The sequence below is a fragment of the Helicobacter sp. NHP19-012 genome (assembly GCF_019703325.1).
Lineage (GTDB): Bacteria > Campylobacterota > Campylobacteria > Campylobacterales > Helicobacteraceae > Helicobacter > Helicobacter gastrofelis.
The window spans coordinates 133,892-149,416 of record NZ_AP024819.1; the positions used below are offsets into that span (position 1 = coordinate 133,892).

Annotated in this window: 18 protein-coding genes and 1 pseudogene; 13 read left to right on the forward strand and 6 right to left on the reverse strand. The window is 46.6% G+C overall.

Features of this window, described 5'->3' with window-relative positions; all coding sequences use genetic code 11:
* Positions 1-113: 113 nt before the first annotated feature.
* Positions 114-422, reverse strand: coding sequence for a hypothetical protein (locus K6J74_RS00635; protein ID WP_221272636.1), 309 nt, complete (start codon positions 420-422; stop codon positions 114-116).
* A 243-nt stretch (positions 423-665) separates the two neighbouring features.
* Between K6J74_RS00635 and K6J74_RS00640 the strand changes: the two genes are divergently transcribed.
* A complete protein-coding gene (locus tag K6J74_RS00640) occupies positions 666-1,088 on the forward strand; it encodes a hypothetical protein (protein ID WP_221272027.1) in 423 nt (140 codons plus the stop codon).
* A 31-nt stretch (positions 1,089-1,119) separates the two neighbouring features.
* Here K6J74_RS00640 and K6J74_RS00645 read toward each other — a convergent pair whose 3' ends face one another.
* On the reverse strand, positions 1,120-2,172 hold the full coding sequence (locus K6J74_RS00645) for an NAD(P)-dependent alcohol dehydrogenase (protein WP_221272028.1): 1,053 nt from the start codon (positions 2,170-2,172) through the stop codon (positions 1,120-1,122).
* Positions 2,173-2,303: 131 nt separating this feature from the next.
* On the opposite strand from K6J74_RS00645, the gene rpsP reads away from it, so the two are divergent.
* From rpsP to rplS, 5 genes are read left to right on the forward strand one after another with little or no spacing between them, the layout of a single operon-like run.
* Positions 2,304-2,537 (forward strand): 30S ribosomal protein S16, encoded by a 234-nt coding sequence (gene rpsP / locus K6J74_RS00650; protein ID WP_221272029.1) that lies wholly within the window; start codon positions 2,304-2,306, stop codon positions 2,535-2,537.
* 19 nt (positions 2,538-2,556) lie between these two features.
* Positions 2,557-2,946, forward strand: a complete 390-nt coding sequence (locus K6J74_RS00655) for a KH domain-containing protein (protein ID WP_221272030.1) — start codon at positions 2,557-2,559, stop codon at positions 2,944-2,946.
* Positions 2,891-3,454, forward strand: coding sequence for a ribosome maturation factor RimM (rimM, locus tag K6J74_RS00660; protein ID WP_260321612.1), 564 nt, complete (start codon positions 2,891-2,893; stop codon positions 3,452-3,454). The genes K6J74_RS00655 and rimM overlap by 56 nt, the downstream gene beginning before the upstream one ends.
* Positions 3,454-4,188, forward strand: coding sequence for a tRNA (guanosine(37)-N1)-methyltransferase TrmD (gene trmD, locus K6J74_RS00665; protein ID WP_221272031.1), 735 nt, complete (start codon positions 3,454-3,456; stop codon positions 4,186-4,188). Before rimM ends, trmD begins: the two co-directional genes overlap by 1 nt.
* A complete protein-coding gene (gene rplS / locus K6J74_RS00670) occupies positions 4,185-4,544 on the forward strand; it encodes a 50S ribosomal protein L19 (RefSeq protein WP_221272032.1) in 360 nt (119 codons plus the stop codon). The genes trmD and rplS overlap by 4 nt, the downstream gene beginning before the upstream one ends.
* Positions 4,545-4,601: 57 nt before the next feature.
* On the opposite strand, the gene K6J74_RS08840 is transcribed toward rplS, so the two are convergent.
* The 4 genes and pseudogenes from K6J74_RS08840 to mraY form a co-directional block, all read right to left on the reverse strand.
* The gene (locus K6J74_RS08840; RefSeq protein WP_221272033.1) at positions 4,602-6,668 is read right to left on the reverse strand and encodes a methyl-accepting chemotaxis protein; all 2,067 of its coding nucleotides are present in this window, start codon (positions 6,666-6,668) and stop codon (positions 4,602-4,604) included.
* 26 nt (positions 6,669-6,694) lie between these two features.
* Positions 6,695-8,580, reverse strand: a pseudogene (locus tag K6J74_RS00680) (mechanosensitive ion channel family protein).
* Between the two features lie 2 nt (positions 8,581-8,582).
* Complete coding sequence (gene murD, locus K6J74_RS00685) at positions 8,583-9,833, reverse strand: UDP-N-acetylmuramoyl-L-alanine--D-glutamate ligase (RefSeq protein ID WP_221272034.1); 1,251 nt, start codon at positions 9,831-9,833, stop codon at positions 8,583-8,585.
* Between the two features lie 68 nt (positions 9,834-9,901).
* Complete coding sequence (gene mraY / locus K6J74_RS00690) at positions 9,902-10,963, reverse strand: phospho-N-acetylmuramoyl-pentapeptide-transferase (RefSeq protein WP_221272035.1); 1,062 nt, start codon at positions 10,961-10,963, stop codon at positions 9,902-9,904.
* Positions 10,964-11,063: 100 nt separating this feature from the next.
* Here mraY and K6J74_RS08310 point away from each other — a divergent pair, with 100 nt between their 5' ends.
* Genes K6J74_RS08310 through serS form a run of 7 tightly spaced genes read left to right on the forward strand, consistent with a single transcriptional unit; the run spans position 11,064 to position 15,520 of the window.
* On the forward strand, positions 11,064-11,345 hold the full coding sequence (locus tag K6J74_RS08310) for a hypothetical protein (RefSeq protein WP_260321613.1): 282 nt from the start codon (positions 11,064-11,066) through the stop codon (positions 11,343-11,345).
* Positions 11,317-11,733 (forward strand): META domain-containing protein, encoded by a 417-nt coding sequence (locus tag K6J74_RS00695; protein ID WP_260321614.1) that lies wholly within the window; start codon positions 11,317-11,319, stop codon positions 11,731-11,733. The genes K6J74_RS08310 and K6J74_RS00695 overlap by 29 nt, the downstream gene beginning before the upstream one ends.
* Positions 11,733-12,278 carry a YigZ family protein gene (locus K6J74_RS00700; RefSeq protein WP_221272036.1) on the forward strand — a complete coding sequence of 182 codons (546 nt, stop codon included), beginning with the start codon at positions 11,733-11,735 and terminating at the stop codon, positions 12,276-12,278. Before K6J74_RS00695 ends, K6J74_RS00700 begins: the two co-directional genes overlap by 1 nt.
* Position 12,279: 1 nt before the next feature.
* Positions 12,280-12,720: a protoporphyrinogen oxidase HemJ gene (gene hemJ, locus K6J74_RS00705; protein WP_221272037.1), complete on the forward strand. Its 441-nt coding sequence runs from the start codon at positions 12,280-12,282 to the stop codon at positions 12,718-12,720.
* Positions 12,720-13,481 carry a bifunctional demethylmenaquinone methyltransferase/2-methoxy-6-polyprenyl-1,4-benzoquinol methylase UbiE gene (gene ubiE / locus K6J74_RS00710; protein ID WP_221272038.1) on the forward strand — a complete coding sequence of 254 codons (762 nt, stop codon included), beginning with the start codon at positions 12,720-12,722 and terminating at the stop codon, positions 13,479-13,481. The genes hemJ and ubiE overlap by 1 nt, the downstream gene beginning before the upstream one ends.
* Positions 13,481-14,254, forward strand: a complete 774-nt coding sequence (locus K6J74_RS00715) for a carbon-nitrogen hydrolase family protein (RefSeq protein WP_221272039.1) — start codon at positions 13,481-13,483, stop codon at positions 14,252-14,254. Before ubiE ends, K6J74_RS00715 begins: the two co-directional genes overlap by 1 nt.
* A 9-nt stretch (positions 14,255-14,263) precedes the next feature.
* Positions 14,264-15,520: a serine--tRNA ligase gene (gene serS, locus K6J74_RS00720; protein ID WP_221272040.1), complete on the forward strand. Its 1,257-nt coding sequence runs from the start codon at positions 14,264-14,266 to the stop codon at positions 15,518-15,520.
* Positions 15,521-15,525: the final 5 nt, after the last annotated feature.

Consider the following 15,525-nt stretch of genomic DNA (forward strand, 5'->3'; position numbering starts at 1 on the left):
ATTTTTAAGACATTGCCCCCAACTGCCCCCAAGGGGCGCATGCCCCTAAGTGCTAGAGCGGTAAGAGGGTTAGTCCTTTTATGAGTCTCTCTTGGGGCGAGAACTTAAGTTTGCTAATCCGCTTTGGGGCGTGCGTAGCCTTCCACTTTTACACACTTAGAACCCAAGAGCCACCAAAACCAAGGCCACATCTCTTTTTTGACCGTAACATTGATCAACTCGCCTTCCTTCGCCCCCGCTGTTTCAGCAAAACGATTTGCTTGATTTTGGGCTTGTTGCAAGGCTTGTTGCTTCAAGTCATCTGCCTTACCATAGGGCCAAGTGAAATTATTACAAGCATATCCAAGCACGGGATTGACATGCCCTGTCATAGGCTGATTTGGGTTGATGCTCGCAATCTTAGTGGTGCAACCCACAAGCAAGAGAGCGGCTATCGCCCCCCCCCCATTTCACAAACAAAGAACGGCTACGCATAAAAAACTCCTTACAAGATAAAATAGACCCCTAGATCGGCTAAAAATGGTGTTTTTAAAGTAAATTTCTATTTAGCAGAAATATAAATTTCTGTGTAAAAACGCCAAACACCCAAATATTTGCTTATCTTACCGATCGCAGTTGTTTATATTTTGCTAAACTCTTAAAATCAATGCTTAAGAAGGAAAATTATGCCAAGTGCAAGTCTTTATGTAAAAAACCGCATCCGAGGCAAGATTTCTTTGCATGAAAGGGGACAAGGGCGTTGGCGCATACACTTTGAAGCTAAGGATGTCGTGGTGCAAGCCAAGTGCATGCATTCGGAGGTGGAGAGTTGCAAAATTGATGATGACATCACCATCATTTTAAAGGTTCTAGAAGTGCTGATCCCCAACTTCACACAGCGACTGATCCTAGATCCTATGGCGTTCACGGGGCGGATTTTAACCATGAAGCGCGATCCCAAAGAGGAACGCATGGTGCGTGTGGAGGTGGCGGTGAGCGATTGCGGTGTGGATTTTATCTTGGATCAGGGGCACATCGACCTATACCGCCTTAACGATGGTAAAGAGCTCGTGCTCTTTTGTAAACCCGAGCATGTAACGCTTTACTAGCCCCCTAAGCTCCCAAGGAGGCTAGCGAAGTCTAAAACGACTTTTTCATGTCAATGACATGGCGAAATTGAGCGTTGGAGTGGGTGAGATCGTAATACACTCTGTCAATATCTTTGCCTGTAACCAGCTCAATTTCGGGGTAAATGTTGTGCAAAACAGAAAAGTCTAGCATTTCTTGGGTTTCTTTAATCCCTCCAATGAGTGAGCCATAGACTTTTTTATTGGCATGCCACACAAAGTTAGAGGCGCTGAGGGTGATGGGTTTGTCTCTTGGAGGCAAGCCCACAATGGCAAATTCACCCCCATAGGCGAGCACATTTAAATAATCTGCCATGTTGTAAGGGGTGGGGATGGTGGAGATGATGAGATCCAAATTAGCCCCCTTTGCGTCTTTGACATCGCTGTAATAGTGTTTTGCGCCCATTTTTAACGCCATTTCTTTTTTAGCCTCGCTACGCCCGATCACGCTCACTTCAGCCCCCATTGCCAAGGCGTATTTCAAGCCCATATGCCCCAGCCCGCCAAAGCCAGCAATGCCCACTTTTGAGCCTTCTTTAACACTGGAGAATTTTAAAGGGGAGTAGGTGGTGATGCCCGCACAGAGCAGGGGGGCGACTTTTTCTAGGGGCGCATCGTGGGGGACACGGATGATGTAGTCTTCATCCACCACAATACAATTAGAATACCCTCCCATGTGGGGCTCGTCATTGTGAAAATAGTCCTTGCAATCGTAGGTGAACACCGCTTTTTTGCAAAATTGTTCGTGGTGATCACTGCAAGGGGCACACTCTTTACAAGAATTGACAAAACAACCCACACCCACTTTATCCCCCACTTTAAACCTGCGTGCCTGTGCGCCCACTTCCTTAACCACACCCGCAATTTCATGACCGGGGATCATAGGGTAGATGCCGTCATGCCACTCGCTGTAGGCAGAGTGGATGTCGCTGTGGCAAATCCCGCAGTAATGAATATCAATCAACACATCTTTTTCACCCACAGCGTGGCGGGTGAAGTGGTGTTCGGCAAATTTGCCCTCTTTAGAATGGATTGCAAAACCTTTAGCTTCAATGCGTGCAGACATGAGAATCCTTTGTGTTAGAATGAGCCCTTATTGTAGCAAAATAAAAGACAATGGGGATTTTGCTTAAACAAAGCTTTCTTTTAGAAAAAAGCACTATAATGGAAAATTTGCAACAAATGATAAGGAACGCCATGACAATTGTACGACTTACCCGCACTGGACGCAAGAAAAAGCCCTTTTACCGCATTGTGGTTACAGACTCACGCAAACGCCGCGATGGGGGTTGGATCGAATCCATTGGGTATTACAACCCCTTGACCAACCCCAAAGTGGTGCAAATCGACCATGCAAGGCTAGATTATTGGAAAAGCGTGGGGGCGAAAATGAGCGAGAGGGTGGAAAAACTCTCTAAACAACAAGCCTAAGCTTGGGGAGGGGGTGCACATGCCAGAGCCACAAGACGATTTAGAAAACCTTGTGGAGGAGAGCCACCCCCAAGAATCCCCCCAAATAGACACAGAGCAAGCCCCAACAAACCCTAAAGAAGCCCCCAACCCCCAAGAAAACCAAGGTTACCCCATTGAGATTTTTGTCGCCGAGTATTGTAAAAAGATTGTAACCTACCCGCAGGTCTTGCAGGTGCAGGTGCGCCTCATCGAGCCGGGGGTTAAGGAGGTTTGTATCCACGCCAATCCGCTGGACATGGGGCGGGTGATCGGCAAGGATGGCAAAATGGTGAGCGCGCTCAAAGCCTTTATCTCTGGGGTCAAGGCAAAGGATGGCTTTAGCTATAAAATCGTGGTCGTGGCAGCTAAAAACCCCTATGTGCTCTAATCTCTTGGTTGTGGGGCTGCTTGGGAGGGCTGTGGGCTTAAAGGGCGGGCTCAAACTCAATCTACAAAGTAATTGTTTGGAGTGTTTAACTTTAGGGGCAAGTGTGCAGGTCTCTAGCCCCCTAAAGCCCTCCCAAACTTACCAAATCCACGCCTACGAGCCTAAAACCTCTTTGCTGTTCTTAGAGGGGGTGAGCACAAGAGAACAAGCGCAAGAGCTTACAGGCAGTACCCTTAAAATGAGTGAGGAAGAGACGCTAAGGCTTTGCAAGTTGCAAGAGGGGGAGTTTTTGGCGTTTCAATTAGTGGGGCTAGAAGTGGTGGAGGAGGGCGATGTCTTGGGTGTGGTTTTGGGGGTGGAGAGTCTAGCAGGGGTGGATTATTTGCAGGTGCAAGCCCCCACTAAAAAATTTTTAATCCCCTACATCCCCCGCTATATTGTGGGCACAGACTTAAAGGCTAGGCGTATCCACACTAAAGATGCTTTAGGGCTGTTAGAGGAGAGTTAATGCGCTTTAGCATCCTTAGTCTGTTCCCTAACTTACTCTCTTTTTACTTTGAGGACTCCATTTTAAAAAGAGCCTTAGCGCAGGGCATTTTTAGCCTTGATTTGGTGGACATGCGCCCCTTTTCGCCCCATAAATTTAAACGGGCGGACTTCCCCCTAGTGGGCGGGGGAGCGGGGCAAATTTTAGACCCCTACATGGTGGAAAACGCCCTAGAGAGCCTAGAAAAGGGACATGTGATTTTCTTAAGCCCTGTGGGCAAGCCCTACACGCAACAAGACGCACAAAGGCTTGCCACCCACCAACACCTAATCCTTATCTGTGGCCGTTACGATGGCTTTGATGAACGCTTGATAGAAACGCACGCCGATGAGGTCTTTAGCGTGGGGGATTTCGTGCTCACAGGCGGGGAGTTGCCCGCCTTGTGTGTGTGCGATAGCGTGGCGCGGCTTTTAAAGGGGACTTTAGGCAACGCCCACTCGCTAGAGAAAGAGAGTTTTAGCCAAAATCTCTTAGAAGCCCCCAACTTTGCCAACACCTATAACCTAGCCAAAAAGCCCAGCTGTACGCAAATGCCGACTATTTCAGCGTATTCAAAGGGTAACCATGCCAAAATAGGGGGGATTATGCACGATTTATCTATCCAAAGGACTAAATATTTTCGTCCCCCCCTTTATTGCTTAGATAGGTCTTTGCAGAAGTTCTGCCAAAACAACAAGAAAGGTTCATCCAAATGAAAAACCGCTATTTGCAATCCTTTGAGGACGCTCAAATCAAGGCACAACCCCCCCACTTTAAAGCCGGCGACACTCTGCGTCTTGGCATCCGTATCCAAGAGGGCGATAAAATGCGTACCCAAAACTTTGAGGGCGTTTGCATCGCCTTAAGGGGTAATGGGGTCGGCAAGACCTTTTGCGTCCGTAAAATCGGTGCGAACGGCGTGGGCGTGGAGCGGATTTTTCCTCTTTACTCGGCAAGTTTAGTGAGCATTGAGGTTTTAAGGGTGGGGCGGGTGCGCCGCGCCAAACTCTACTACTTGCGCCACAAAAAGGGCAAAGCTGCGCGCATTAGGGAAGTGCGTAAGCCAGCTTAAAACTCCCCGTTTTTAGTCTTTTAGCTTACAGATTTTGGGGGCTCGCCCCTCCCCTCTTTAAAACTTTTTCTTACCCGTGTCTTCTAAAATATCGCTAGCGATGTGTTCGATCTCTTGGCTGATGCCTAAACAATTTTGGGCGATTTTTAAGTTATGTGTCAAGCTCGCATCAAATTGCCCCATAGATTTATTGATGTCTAGCACTGCGGAGGCTTGCGCTTTAATGGCTGTCGAGTTGTCAGCAATGCTTTGAAGTAATATGTTGATATTGCTTTCAATCTCGCTCAAGGATTTTTGGGTGCGCTCGGCAAGTTTTCTCACTTCATCAGCCACGACTGCAAATCCCCGTCCATGCTCACCTGCTCTAGCGGCTTCAATGGCGGCGTTTAGAGCTAATAAGTTCGTTTGATCGGCAATATCTCTAATGATTTCCACAATACTTTTAATGTCTTGGCTTTGGGCGATCATCTCATCGCTCTTTGCACTCACATCGGTGATGTTTTGCGTGATTCCCTCAATGTTCTGTGTGGCTTGTTTGATTTCGGCAGATTGTTTAGTCGAGCTAGAAGAGAGTTTTTCCATGCTCTCTTTTAAATCTAGGGCTTTGGTGTTGAGCTGGTTGGCAAAAGCTAGAGAGGTGTTTAACATATCGATGATCTCGGAACCTAGTTGATTGACGGACATTTCAATCTCACCCTTTGCATTTTCAATTTGGGGGGTAAAATCCAAATTTTGGTAGGCATGCACCACTGATAAAATTTTATTCAAATCCGAGCCCACTTTTTTCTCTAAGTTTTCAACCATAGAGTGCATTACCTTGATGAGTTCGGAGAGTTTGGGGGTGTTTGCCTTGCTTTGCGCTTCTTTAGCGACAATGATGCCCTTTTGCATATCTAGGGCTAATTCTGTGGTTTCCACAACGGCGGCATTGTCATTATGGAAAACCTGTTGGATTTTGGTGATGTTGGAGCTAATGGAGTTTAGCATCCAGCCGAGTTCATCGTTTTGGCTGGAGTGATAAACCTTCAATTCAACATCTTCTTCGTGGTTTAAGAGTCTAAAAAAACTGGTGAGTGTGTTCATCACTCTATGGATACGCGCCACGATTTGCAAACGGATGTAAAAAACCATCACAACGATGGCTACGATGAGAGATATAAGCCCAATGGCAAGGATGGCAAGCTGCACATGGCGTACATGGCTATAAACCTTCTTTTTTGTAATGGCAGAGCCCACCACCCAATTGCGGTCCATGAGCTGCCCGTAGGGTCTAAAGACATGCAAAGATAAAATAATATCTTCGTGCAAAACATCGGAGTAAAAGGAGGTGATAAGACTCTGGCCCGGTTGCCCGTTTCTTCTAAAATCCACGACAACCCGCGCCTCTTTGGCTTGCATGATTTTTGTGAAGGACTGCCCTTGCAATTTGTGGTTGCGGTTGATGGCAAAAATACGATCTCTTGAACCCACTAAAAATCCATTTTCCCCTATATTTTGGGGGAAGTAGCGTCCTTGGATGTAATCAAAGCTCACAAAGACGGCGACAACAGCCCTTAACTGGTGGTTCTGATCAAAAATAGGGGCAGCCATGGTGAAACCAAAGTATGTAGCCCCACCAGATAAGGTTGTCATCTCGCTACTTGTGCGGTTTAGGGCTTGTGTTTGGATCACTTTGGCGACAAGGGGGGATTTAAGAACATTGATGCCATTTCTTTCTATGAACAAGTCATGGTTGTGTTGTTGGGACACCTCGTAACTGAATAAGGGTTTGCCGTCTTTAACCAACACCAAATATGCGCCCCGCACAAACTCGTTATGGGTGCATAGCTTGCGGATATTGTCTATGATCTCTGCCCCATTGGAGTTTCTAATGAAGGTGTAGCCATCCCCTGAAAAATAGTCGGCGTAGTCGCTCAAGGATTCTCTCACATTTTTGAGTTCTAGGGAAATGTTGATCGCTTGGCTGATAGCCCGCACTTTCACCGTGTCGTTCGCACTTCTAACTAGAACGCGGGTGATTTCCTTGATGTAATACGCCCCCAAAGCCAAGAACGATAAAACTAAGATAGAAGAAATGGCTAAGGCTGTTTTAGCACCTAGTTTGAGGTTTTTAAGAAACGACATAAATGTCCTCCGCTATTGGGTATAGATTAAACATGGGGTGCTGGCATGCTTTCAATATAGATACTTTGTGAGGGGAAAGCAAAACTCAAGCCACACTCTTCCACCACTCCCATGATTTTAAAAATCACATCCTCTTTAGTGGCAAGCCACTCCTCCCAAGCAATGCTTTTAGAAAAGCAATAGATGAAAATATTAATAGAACTATCTCCAAAACTATCCACATACACAAATAAATCCGCCTTGTAACCCATTAAATCATTGACAGAGACAATATTTTGGCGGTCCATGAGGTATTCGTGGTGCTCGCTGAGTTGTTGTTTGGAGATCTTGTCTAAATCGTCGCCTTTGGCAATGCGGGGGTGTTCTAAGAGCATGTTTCTAATCCCCAAAACGCATTTTTGTAGGGCTTCTTGCGAGGAACTATAAGTAACCCCTACAATCATTTTAATGCGTCGCCCCATTTTACGGCGACTCCAGTTGCGCACAAATTTGCCCGCCAATTCGGAGTTAGGCACAAAGAAAAGGGCATTGTCAAACCCTCTAATTGTGGTGCGTCTAAGCCCCATTTCCACAACCGTACCCTCCACATCGCCACACACAATCCAGTCGCCTTGGTTAAAAGAATTGTCTAAGAGCAAAATCACAGAGGCAAAGAAATTAGCCAACATGTCTTTAACCGCCAAAGCCACCGCTAATCCGCCGATACCAAGAGAAGCGATGATCGTAGAGATATTAAAGCCTAGTTGTTTGAGCACTCCCAAAATCGTGAGGACAAAGATAAAGAAGTAGGCGATCTTTAAGATCAAGTTAACGACTTCTTTACGAAAACCATTTTTGCGCGAGGCTAGAGTGGCTAAAATCGCCGCCCCATAGGCTTTAAATAGAGCGATCACCAACCATGCAACAAGCAAGATATACACCACGCCTAAATACATATCAAAGCGTGCAGGGGCAGGGTGGGGGTAGTAGAGAATGTCTATAGAGATGTCAAAGCTGTAGATGAATAAAAAAGTGGAGATGGGGGCTAGAATGCTGTTGCGGATTTTTTCTTGGATGTTGATGTTGGCATTCTTACGGGTAAAGCGCACACAATAATCAAGGGCTTTGACAAAGAGGGCTGTTACAAGCTGGCGCAAAGCGAGCAAGAACGCCAAGAGCCCTAAAGAGAGCAAGATTTTAGCATTTTGTAAGCCGTTCATGTCGGGGAAAATGTGGTTAATCGCCCCGGCGATGCGCTCTAATACCCATTGCATGTTGATGTTAAAAATAACGCTCTTGGCAAGGACATCTTTAGGGTGTTGTTGGATGTAGCGCAACACATCGATGTAGGTTTGTAACTTGATTTTATACTGCTCTAGGGCACTTTGCAGTTCGTGCTTTTTGATGTCTTCCAAGCGATCCGGAACAGCGTAGGTTTTGGCTGCATAAGTTTCTAGCTTGATTAAATAAGAGGCGCTGATAGACTTAATGTCTTTCTCTTGGCTAAAAAAGTCGGTGGAGGTGCGGATTTTTTTAAAAAGCCATACATGTCCGCTTCAACTTCTAGGTTTTTGAGTTGGAGCGTGTCTGTAAAGTAAGTGTAAATGTCGTTGCTTTTACTGCTTTTTAAAAGTGCCTTTTGTAAAGCGTGCTGTTGTTTTTCGTTTTCTTCAATATTGATGCCAATCCGCTCCCGTGTGTTTAAAAGTTGCAATGCAAAAGTGTGCATCAACTCGTTTCTTTGGTCGCTGTATAAAGAAACTTCCGTGTGCTTGCTGGGGTCTTTTTGGTAGCGGGTGATGACTTGGTTTAGCTGGTTGATTTGCTTTAATAAAAGGTGCAAATCCACTAAATCTAAGTCCCCACCCTCGTGGGTTTCAGCCCGCCCAAACCCCACAAAAACCACTAAAAAAAGCAAAGCAATAAAACGCATGTTCACTCCAAAACACATTGTTTAAAAGCATCCCCTCTGTGCTTGTAAGAGGCGAATTGATCTAAGCTTGCCGCACTGGGAGAGAGCATGCCGATGTCGCCTTGCTTTAAATTTTTCTTGATCTCTTGCACCGCCACTTCGATTTTACGGCATAAGTGGGCGGGGATGTTGTGTTCCTCAGCCATTTGCATGATCGCAGGCGCGCTCACCCCTATGGCATAAACCTCCGCTTGTAGGTTTGAAAGCGCTTCAAACAAAGGTTTTAAATCCACGCCCTTTGTGTCCCCACCTAAAATCAAGTGTATGTAGTTGTCTTGAAAACGCTCTAAGGCTTTCAGGGTTGCGTCTACATTGGTCGCCTTGCTGTCATCCACCCAAGTATTGCCACCTTTATCTGTAAAAATCTCGATGCGGTGGGGTTGGATCGCATAGCTATTTAGCAAGTCGTAATCGGCAACGCCCGTGTGTAATTTTGCGGCACTCAAAGCCAAGAGGGCATCGAGCAAAAAGGGTTCTTTAAAGCGCAACTTCGAAGCGTCTAGCCCCATTTTTTGCGCCAAATCTTTGGAGTTTTCATAAAAAATGCTCTCTGTCTTTGTGGCGTGCACGAGGGGGTGGTCTTTGAGTGGAGCGTGCAAAAAGGCGTGGGTGTGTGCGCCCATTAGGCTCAAGGGTTTTAACTTTGCCGCCACATAGTTTTCATAATTGCCATGCCAACTTAAGTGGTCTTGGGCTAGGGGGAGGAGAACATAGGTTTGTGGGCTCAAGTGGTTGGTGTAGTGCAGAGTGAAAGAACTGGTTTCAAGCACCCAGGTGTAAGGGGGTTTTAGCTCTAAACTTTTAGTGTAGAGCTGGATTAAAGGCGTGCCGATATTGCCCCCCACTTGGGCATTTTTGAGCAAGAGTCCTAACATTTTTGTGGTCGTGGTCTTGCCATTGGTCCCGCTGATAAAAATCGTGGTCGGCAGGGGGTCTTTGCGGTTACTCTCCCAAAGCCGTTTGATGTAGTCGTATTCGCTACAAAGGTGCTTGCTAGCCACCACGAGGGGGTGGTTGAAAGGAATGCCCGGGCTCACAAGCTCTAAATTAGAAGTGTAAGGGTTAAACATTTTAGAGGGTAGCCACTTTTGCTGGTTGGTGTCTAGCGAGGGGGTCAGCACATGATCATCATAAATGCAATAGGGGATGTTCTTGCGGTGCAAATAGGCGGCAAAAGCTCTATTTGTTTGTCCATATCCAAGCAAAGAGATCATTAAAAGCCTTCGAAATAAAGTCAATCAATAAAGGCTAGGATAGCACACTAGGATAACTTAACGCTAATTTAGCGCACTTTTAAACTAAGCAGAGCCACGATATTACTCAAAAGGGCGATGATCCAAAAGCGCAAAATGATTTTATTCTCGGGCCAGCCCTTGGATTCAAAATGGTGGTGCAAAGGTGCCATGCGGAAAATGCGCTTTTTGCGGGTCTTGTAGCTGGTAACCTGTAAAATCACCGAACCTGCCTCAAGCACAAAGACAGAGCCCATTAAAATTAAAAGGATTTCATTGTTTGTAAGGATTGCCATGTAGGCGATGAACCCCCCAATGCTTAAGCTCCCACTATCGCCCATAAACACCTCTGCCGGAAAGGAGTTAAACCATAAAAACCCTAAGAGCGCGCCCACTAAAGCCATCGCCACGACCATGACCTCTCCGCTGTGGCTCACCTTTGGATAGAGTAGGTATTTACTAAACTCGGCATTGCCCACGACATAAATAAACACGCTAAGGCTCACAAGCACGCAAATGCTCGGCACCGTGGCTAGCCCGTCTAGCCCGTCTGTCAAATTCACGGCATTAGAGGTGGAGAGGAACACCAACATCCAAAAGCCCACAAGCAAGAGATTATGCCCTTCAAAAGAAAAAATGGGGTGTTTTAAAAAGGGGAAGTAAAGGTCTTTGTTTTGCATGAGCCCTAAGAGGGCGAGGGTAATAAAAAAAGCAAGCAAAGCTAACATGCCAAATTTATAGCGCGAGGTCACGCCGGCATTGCTCTTGCGGCTGATTTTGGTGTAGTCATCTTGCACCCCGATGAGCCCAAAGCCCACAAGGGTAAAAAGCCCTAAAAGCACGAAGAGATTGTCAAGCCGAGCGGTTAAAAGCGCAGCCACTAAAGTGGTGGCTATAAAGACCACTCCGCCCATGGTGGGGGTGTTTTGCTTGTTTTGGTGGGGGATATAAACCGATATGGGTTGGTTTGCTTTTTTTGCCTTTGCCCATGCGATGAATTTAGGCATCACAAAGACACAGCCAAAGAAACTTAAAAAAAACGCCATCCCTGAGCGGAAAGTCAAATACTGAAATAAATTAATGTGCAAAAGAGGGTAGAGGTAGTAGAGCATCTCCAAACTTTAGGGTAAATTAAGGCGCAATTATAACATAAAGCTACTTTTATACCAAGTTGGAATATAATAGGGATTTATCTGTGTGAAGGAGTTTGGCGTGCGGTTTGTGAGGGGCTTTAGAGCACATTTTTTATTGTCTATGGTGGGCTTGTCTGTGCTCTTGACCGGTTGTGTGTTGGTGCGCTTTTTTAATAAAAACTTCAGCCACAACCAATACCAGATTGTACGGGTGGTGTTGGATGGGCAAACCTTTGACTTTAAAGACTTGATAGAGGAAGCGCAGCACCCCCAACCCCAACCCCCCAACCCCAAAGCAACTCTAAGAACCCCCCAAAGACAAGCTAGAACTCTTGCAAGCCGAGTTAGAACAGCGCATTAAGAACTTAGACACCAAGGACATCTCTCCCGATGCGTCCATGATCAAAAAAGACATGAAGCATTTAGAGAGCGACATTAAACGCGACCAAACCCAAAAGCCCCCTACGCTGGTGAGAAGCCCTATGGGGCATATAGAGTTTGACCAACGGCAGCTAAGGGCCTATGGCATGGTTTACTGTAACAAGTACTTTTTTAGCTATAACTTTAGGGATGATGATCACCTTGTCTTAGACGACAAGGGGATCGCCAGAAAAGTTTGTGGGAATGAGAAATTGATGGCATTTGAGTTGGCGTTTTACAACCATTTGAAGGGCGTTTTTAACATCACAAGGGGCAAGAACACGCTTCTGCTCGAAAGCCCCACAATGAAAATCTACATGCAGCACTGATGCAAAGCCTATTAAACGCCCCCACTTCCAAACACCAAATCAAAGGCTCGATCTTTTTAGGCTTTCTCGTGCCCATGCACGCCTTTAGCCCCACTTTAAAGCAACTGCAACAAGAACACTTCAAAGCCCGCCACATCGTTTACGCCTACCGCTATTTAGAGGACAACACCCTAAAAGAAGCCTTGCACGAGGATAGAGAACCAAGAAACAGCACCAAACCCCTATTGGACATGCTGCGCCGTGAGGATTTGATCAATGTGGCGATCTTCGTGGTGCGCTACTTTGGGGGGGTGCTTTTAGGCGTGGGCGGGCTGATGAAAGCCTATGGGCTGGCTTTAGAGCTTTGCTTAGAGCAAGCCAAATGCGAGCCCTTCATCGTGCCGATACACATTTGCGAATGGGTGGGCTTAAATGCCCTAGAGGCTCTAAGGGCAAGGGGGCTAAAGTATGGCGTGCAGGTGGTGGTGAAGGAAACCCAAAGCACGGGGGCGTGGGTGGATTTGATCGGCGCACCCCATCTTTTAGAAAAGGCACTAGGACATTGACATGCAAACCCTGTATCTGTGGCTTAAAATCGTGCATATCTTAGCCGTCATCTCGTGGATGGCAGCTTTGCTTTACTTGCCCCGTTTGTTCGTCTACCACAGAGAAAACCACGACAAGCCCGAGTTTGTAGCGGTGGTGCGGGTGCAAGAGGCGCGCTTGTTCAACGGCATTGCCACGCCCGCCATGGTGTTAAGCATCCTTAGTGGTTTAGGGTTGTTTTATATTTTGGGCGGGCTAGATTTATTCCACTATGGTTGGGTGCATTTAAAACTGCTCTTTGTGCTCTTGCTTTTGCATTTTCACTTTATGTGCCGCAAGTGGATGCGCGCGCTCAAAAACGAGGGGACTTATAAAAGTTCGCGCTTTTTTAGGGTGATGAATGAAGTGCCGACCGCGTGCATGGCGGTGATTGTGTTTGCGGTGGTGGGGAAATTCTTTTAATGGCAAAGCCCACAGACAAGCAACAGCAAATCATCGGCATGTTCGACTCCATCGCCAAAACCTACGACACCGCAAATAAAGTCGTCAGTTTTAAGCAGGACCACAAATGGCGCAAAGAGAGCGTGCAAGAGGCCCTGCGCCATGTTTACGCCTTTCGAGGGGATTTACAGGGTTTAAGCGTGGCAGACATTGCCTGCGGAACAGCGGATATGTTGTTGTGTGTTTTGGAGAGAATCGCTGCGTGTAAGGGAAGCGTGGCAAGCGTGTGTGGGATCGACCCGTCTGCGGAAATGTTGCGCCTAGCCGAGCAAAAAATCGCCGCAAGCCCCTTTAACCAAAACGCCCGTATCCGCCTAGATTGTTTGGAAGCAAAAAACTTACGCACCTTAGCTGATAATAGCGTGGATTTGCTCTCCATCGCCTATGGGCTGCGTAATGTCGTGGAGCGCAAAGAGGCGTTAAAAGAGTTTACTAGGGTGCTAAAAAAAGGGGGGGTGTTGTTGGTGCTTGAGTTTATGCGCCAAGATAAAAAGGGGATTTTGGGCTACTTGGCGCACATCTACACTTCTAAAATCCTGCCCTTTGTGGGGATGCTTGTTAGCTGGAATTACAAAGCCTACGCCTATTTGCCAAAATCCATTGAAAGGTTCATCAGCGCAGATGAGCTAGAAGAGGAACTTAGTGATGTGGGCTTAGAGGTCGTCCAAAAGAGCCACTACATGTATAAAAGTGTGTCGGGCATTTTTGCGGTGAAACTCTAATGCATTTATTTCTACTACAAATGGCTAGTTTTGAGTGGGAGTTCATCCAAAAGAGCGTGCGCCAAATGCCCCCAAATGCGGTGGTGGTTTTGCCCGAGTATGCCGCGACTCCCTTTTTCTTGGAGCTCTTAAGTCTAGCCCCCGAGAAGATCGACAGCCACAGCCAAGCCCGCCTAGAACAATTACAGCTCTTAAGTGCCAAACACCAAATCACCTTTAGTGTCCCGCTTGTCTTATTAAAAGAGCAGGGCTTGTTGAAACACATTGCTTTAATCAGCCCACAGGACACGCAATTTTACAGCCAACAACGCTTAGTGAATTTTGAACACTGGGGGGAGGCTAGCTTTTTTGCCAACCCACAGCCCACCGCCTTTAAAACCCCCCCGATCCTAGAAATTGAGGGGATTAAAATCGCCCCACTCTTTGGGTATGAACTGCATTTTGATAGGCTTTGGGTGGCTTTGCAAGAGGCGGGAGTAGAGGTAGTGTTGGTTAGCACGGCTAGCACCTTTGAGTCGTTTGAGCGTTGGCGCTGTGTCTTGCGCTCAAGGGCATTTTGTAACTCTATGCTGGTGGCTAGGGCAAATCGTATCGGTATGGTGCGTGAAAACCAAAACATCCCATGGCGTTTCTATGGGGATAGTTTGATCGCCCTGCCAAATGGCAATATCGCCAGCAGTTTAGAGGGGGATTTGGGGGTGTTGCACTTGGAGGTGCATAAGGCGTATTTGCAGGCATGGGCTAAGGAGTGGGGCTTTCGTCCCCCAAATTAAGGAGAGATGATGATTGATAAAAAACGACTACTTAGCGATTTTGAGGGCGTGCAAGAAAATTTAGCCAAACGCTTTTTAGACCCCACAATTTTAGAAACTCTAAAAGAACAACTCATCGCCTACAAAGCCAAGAAACAAGAGCTCGAGCAAGCCCAAGAGTTCCAAAACAAAAGCTCTAAACTCTTTTTCACCTACAAGGACGACCCCGCAAAGGCACAAGAGTTAAAAAACGCCCTAGAGGCGAACAAAGTCAAGATCGCAGACCTAGTCGCCCACACCAACACACTAGAAGAGGAGCTAGACGCACTTTTACACACTATCCCCAACCTACTAGACCCCATCACGCCCTTTGGCAAAGATGAAAACGACAATGTAGAGATTAAGAGGGTGTTAGAACCAAAAACCTTTAGCTTTACGCCCAAAGAACACCACGAACTCGCCCAAGAAAATGGCTGGATTGAGTTTGAAAGGGGCGTAAAGATTGCACAAAGCCGCTTTAGTGTGCTAAGAAAAGAAGGTGCGCTTTTAAGCCGCGCGCTTTTAAATTTTATGCTCGATTACAACTACAAAGCGGGCTTTGAAATCGTGAGCCCCCCCATTTTGGTGAATACCCAAACCCTCTTTGGCACGGGGCAATTACCCAAGTTTAAAGAGGATTTATTCAAGGTGCAAGAGGAGGATTTGTATTTGATCCCCACTTCTGAAGTGAGCCTTACGAATTTATACGCCGATGAGATTTTAACTGCCGAAGAATTGCCCATTTTAATGACCGCTTGCACGCCGTGTTTTCGTAAAGAGGCGGGCAGCGCGGGCAAGGACACAAGGGGCATTATCCGCCAGCATCAATTTGACAAAGTGGAGTTAGTGGCGATCACCCACCCTAAAGAGAGCGATGCCATGCAAGCTAAGATGTTAGAAACCGCAAGTGGGATTTTAAAAGCCCTAGAATTGCCCCATAGATTCATGCAACTTTGCAGCGGGGACATCGGTTTTAGTGCAAGCAACACAATCGATATTGAGGTGTGGCTACCCGGGCAAAATTGCTATAGAGAGATTAGCTCAGTGAGTAACACTAGGGATTTTCAAGCCAGACGCGCCAAAATCCGCTACAAAGAGAACAAAAAGAATACTTTCGTGCACACTTTAAACGGCTCGTCTTTGGCAGTGGGGCGCACTTTGGTGGCTTTGATGGAAAACCACCAAGAACAAGATGGGCACATTAAAATCCCTAAAGTGTTGTTGCCCTACTTGCCTAGCACATTCTAAAGGTT

Bases quoted from the DNA above. Each gene is read 5' to 3' on its own strand.
- K6J74_RS00640 (WP_221272027.1), top strand. From the start codon at position 666: ATGCCAAGTGCAAGTCTTTATGTAAAAAACCGCATCCGAGGCAAGATT.
- K6J74_RS00645 (WP_221272028.1), bottom strand. From the start codon at position 2,172: ATGTCTGCACGCATTGAAGCTAAAGGTTTTGCAATCCATTCTAAAGAG.
- rpsP (WP_221272029.1), top strand. From the start codon at position 2,304: ATGACAATTGTACGACTTACCCGCACTGGACGCAAGAAAAAGCCCTTT.
- K6J74_RS00655 (WP_221272030.1), top strand. From the start codon at position 2,557: ATGCCAGAGCCACAAGACGATTTAGAAAACCTTGTGGAGGAGAGCCAC.
- rimM (WP_260321612.1), top strand. From the start codon at position 2,891: ATGGCTTTAGCTATAAAATCGTGGTCGTGGCAGCTAAAAACCCCTATG.
- trmD (WP_221272031.1), top strand. From the start codon at position 3,454: ATGCGCTTTAGCATCCTTAGTCTGTTCCCTAACTTACTCTCTTTTTAC.
- rplS (WP_221272032.1), top strand. From the start codon at position 4,185: ATGAAAAACCGCTATTTGCAATCCTTTGAGGACGCTCAAATCAAGGCA.
- K6J74_RS08840 (WP_221272033.1), bottom strand. From the start codon at position 6,668: ATGTCGTTTCTTAAAAACCTCAAACTAGGTGCTAAAACAGCCTTAGCC.
- murD (WP_221272034.1), bottom strand. From the start codon at position 9,833: ATGATCTCTTTGCTTGGATATGGACAAACAAATAGAGCTTTTGCCGCC.
- mraY (WP_221272035.1), bottom strand. From the start codon at position 10,963: ATGCTCTACTACCTCTACCCTCTTTTGCACATTAATTTATTTCAGTAT.
- K6J74_RS00700 (WP_221272036.1), top strand. From the start codon at position 11,733: ATGCAAAGCCTATTAAACGCCCCCACTTCCAAACACCAAATCAAAGGC.
- hemJ (WP_221272037.1), top strand. From the start codon at position 12,280: ATGCAAACCCTGTATCTGTGGCTTAAAATCGTGCATATCTTAGCCGTC.
- ubiE (WP_221272038.1), top strand. From the start codon at position 12,720: ATGGCAAAGCCCACAGACAAGCAACAGCAAATCATCGGCATGTTCGAC.
- K6J74_RS00715 (WP_221272039.1), top strand. From the start codon at position 13,481: ATGCATTTATTTCTACTACAAATGGCTAGTTTTGAGTGGGAGTTCATC.
- serS (WP_221272040.1), top strand. From the start codon at position 14,264: ATGATTGATAAAAAACGACTACTTAGCGATTTTGAGGGCGTGCAAGAA.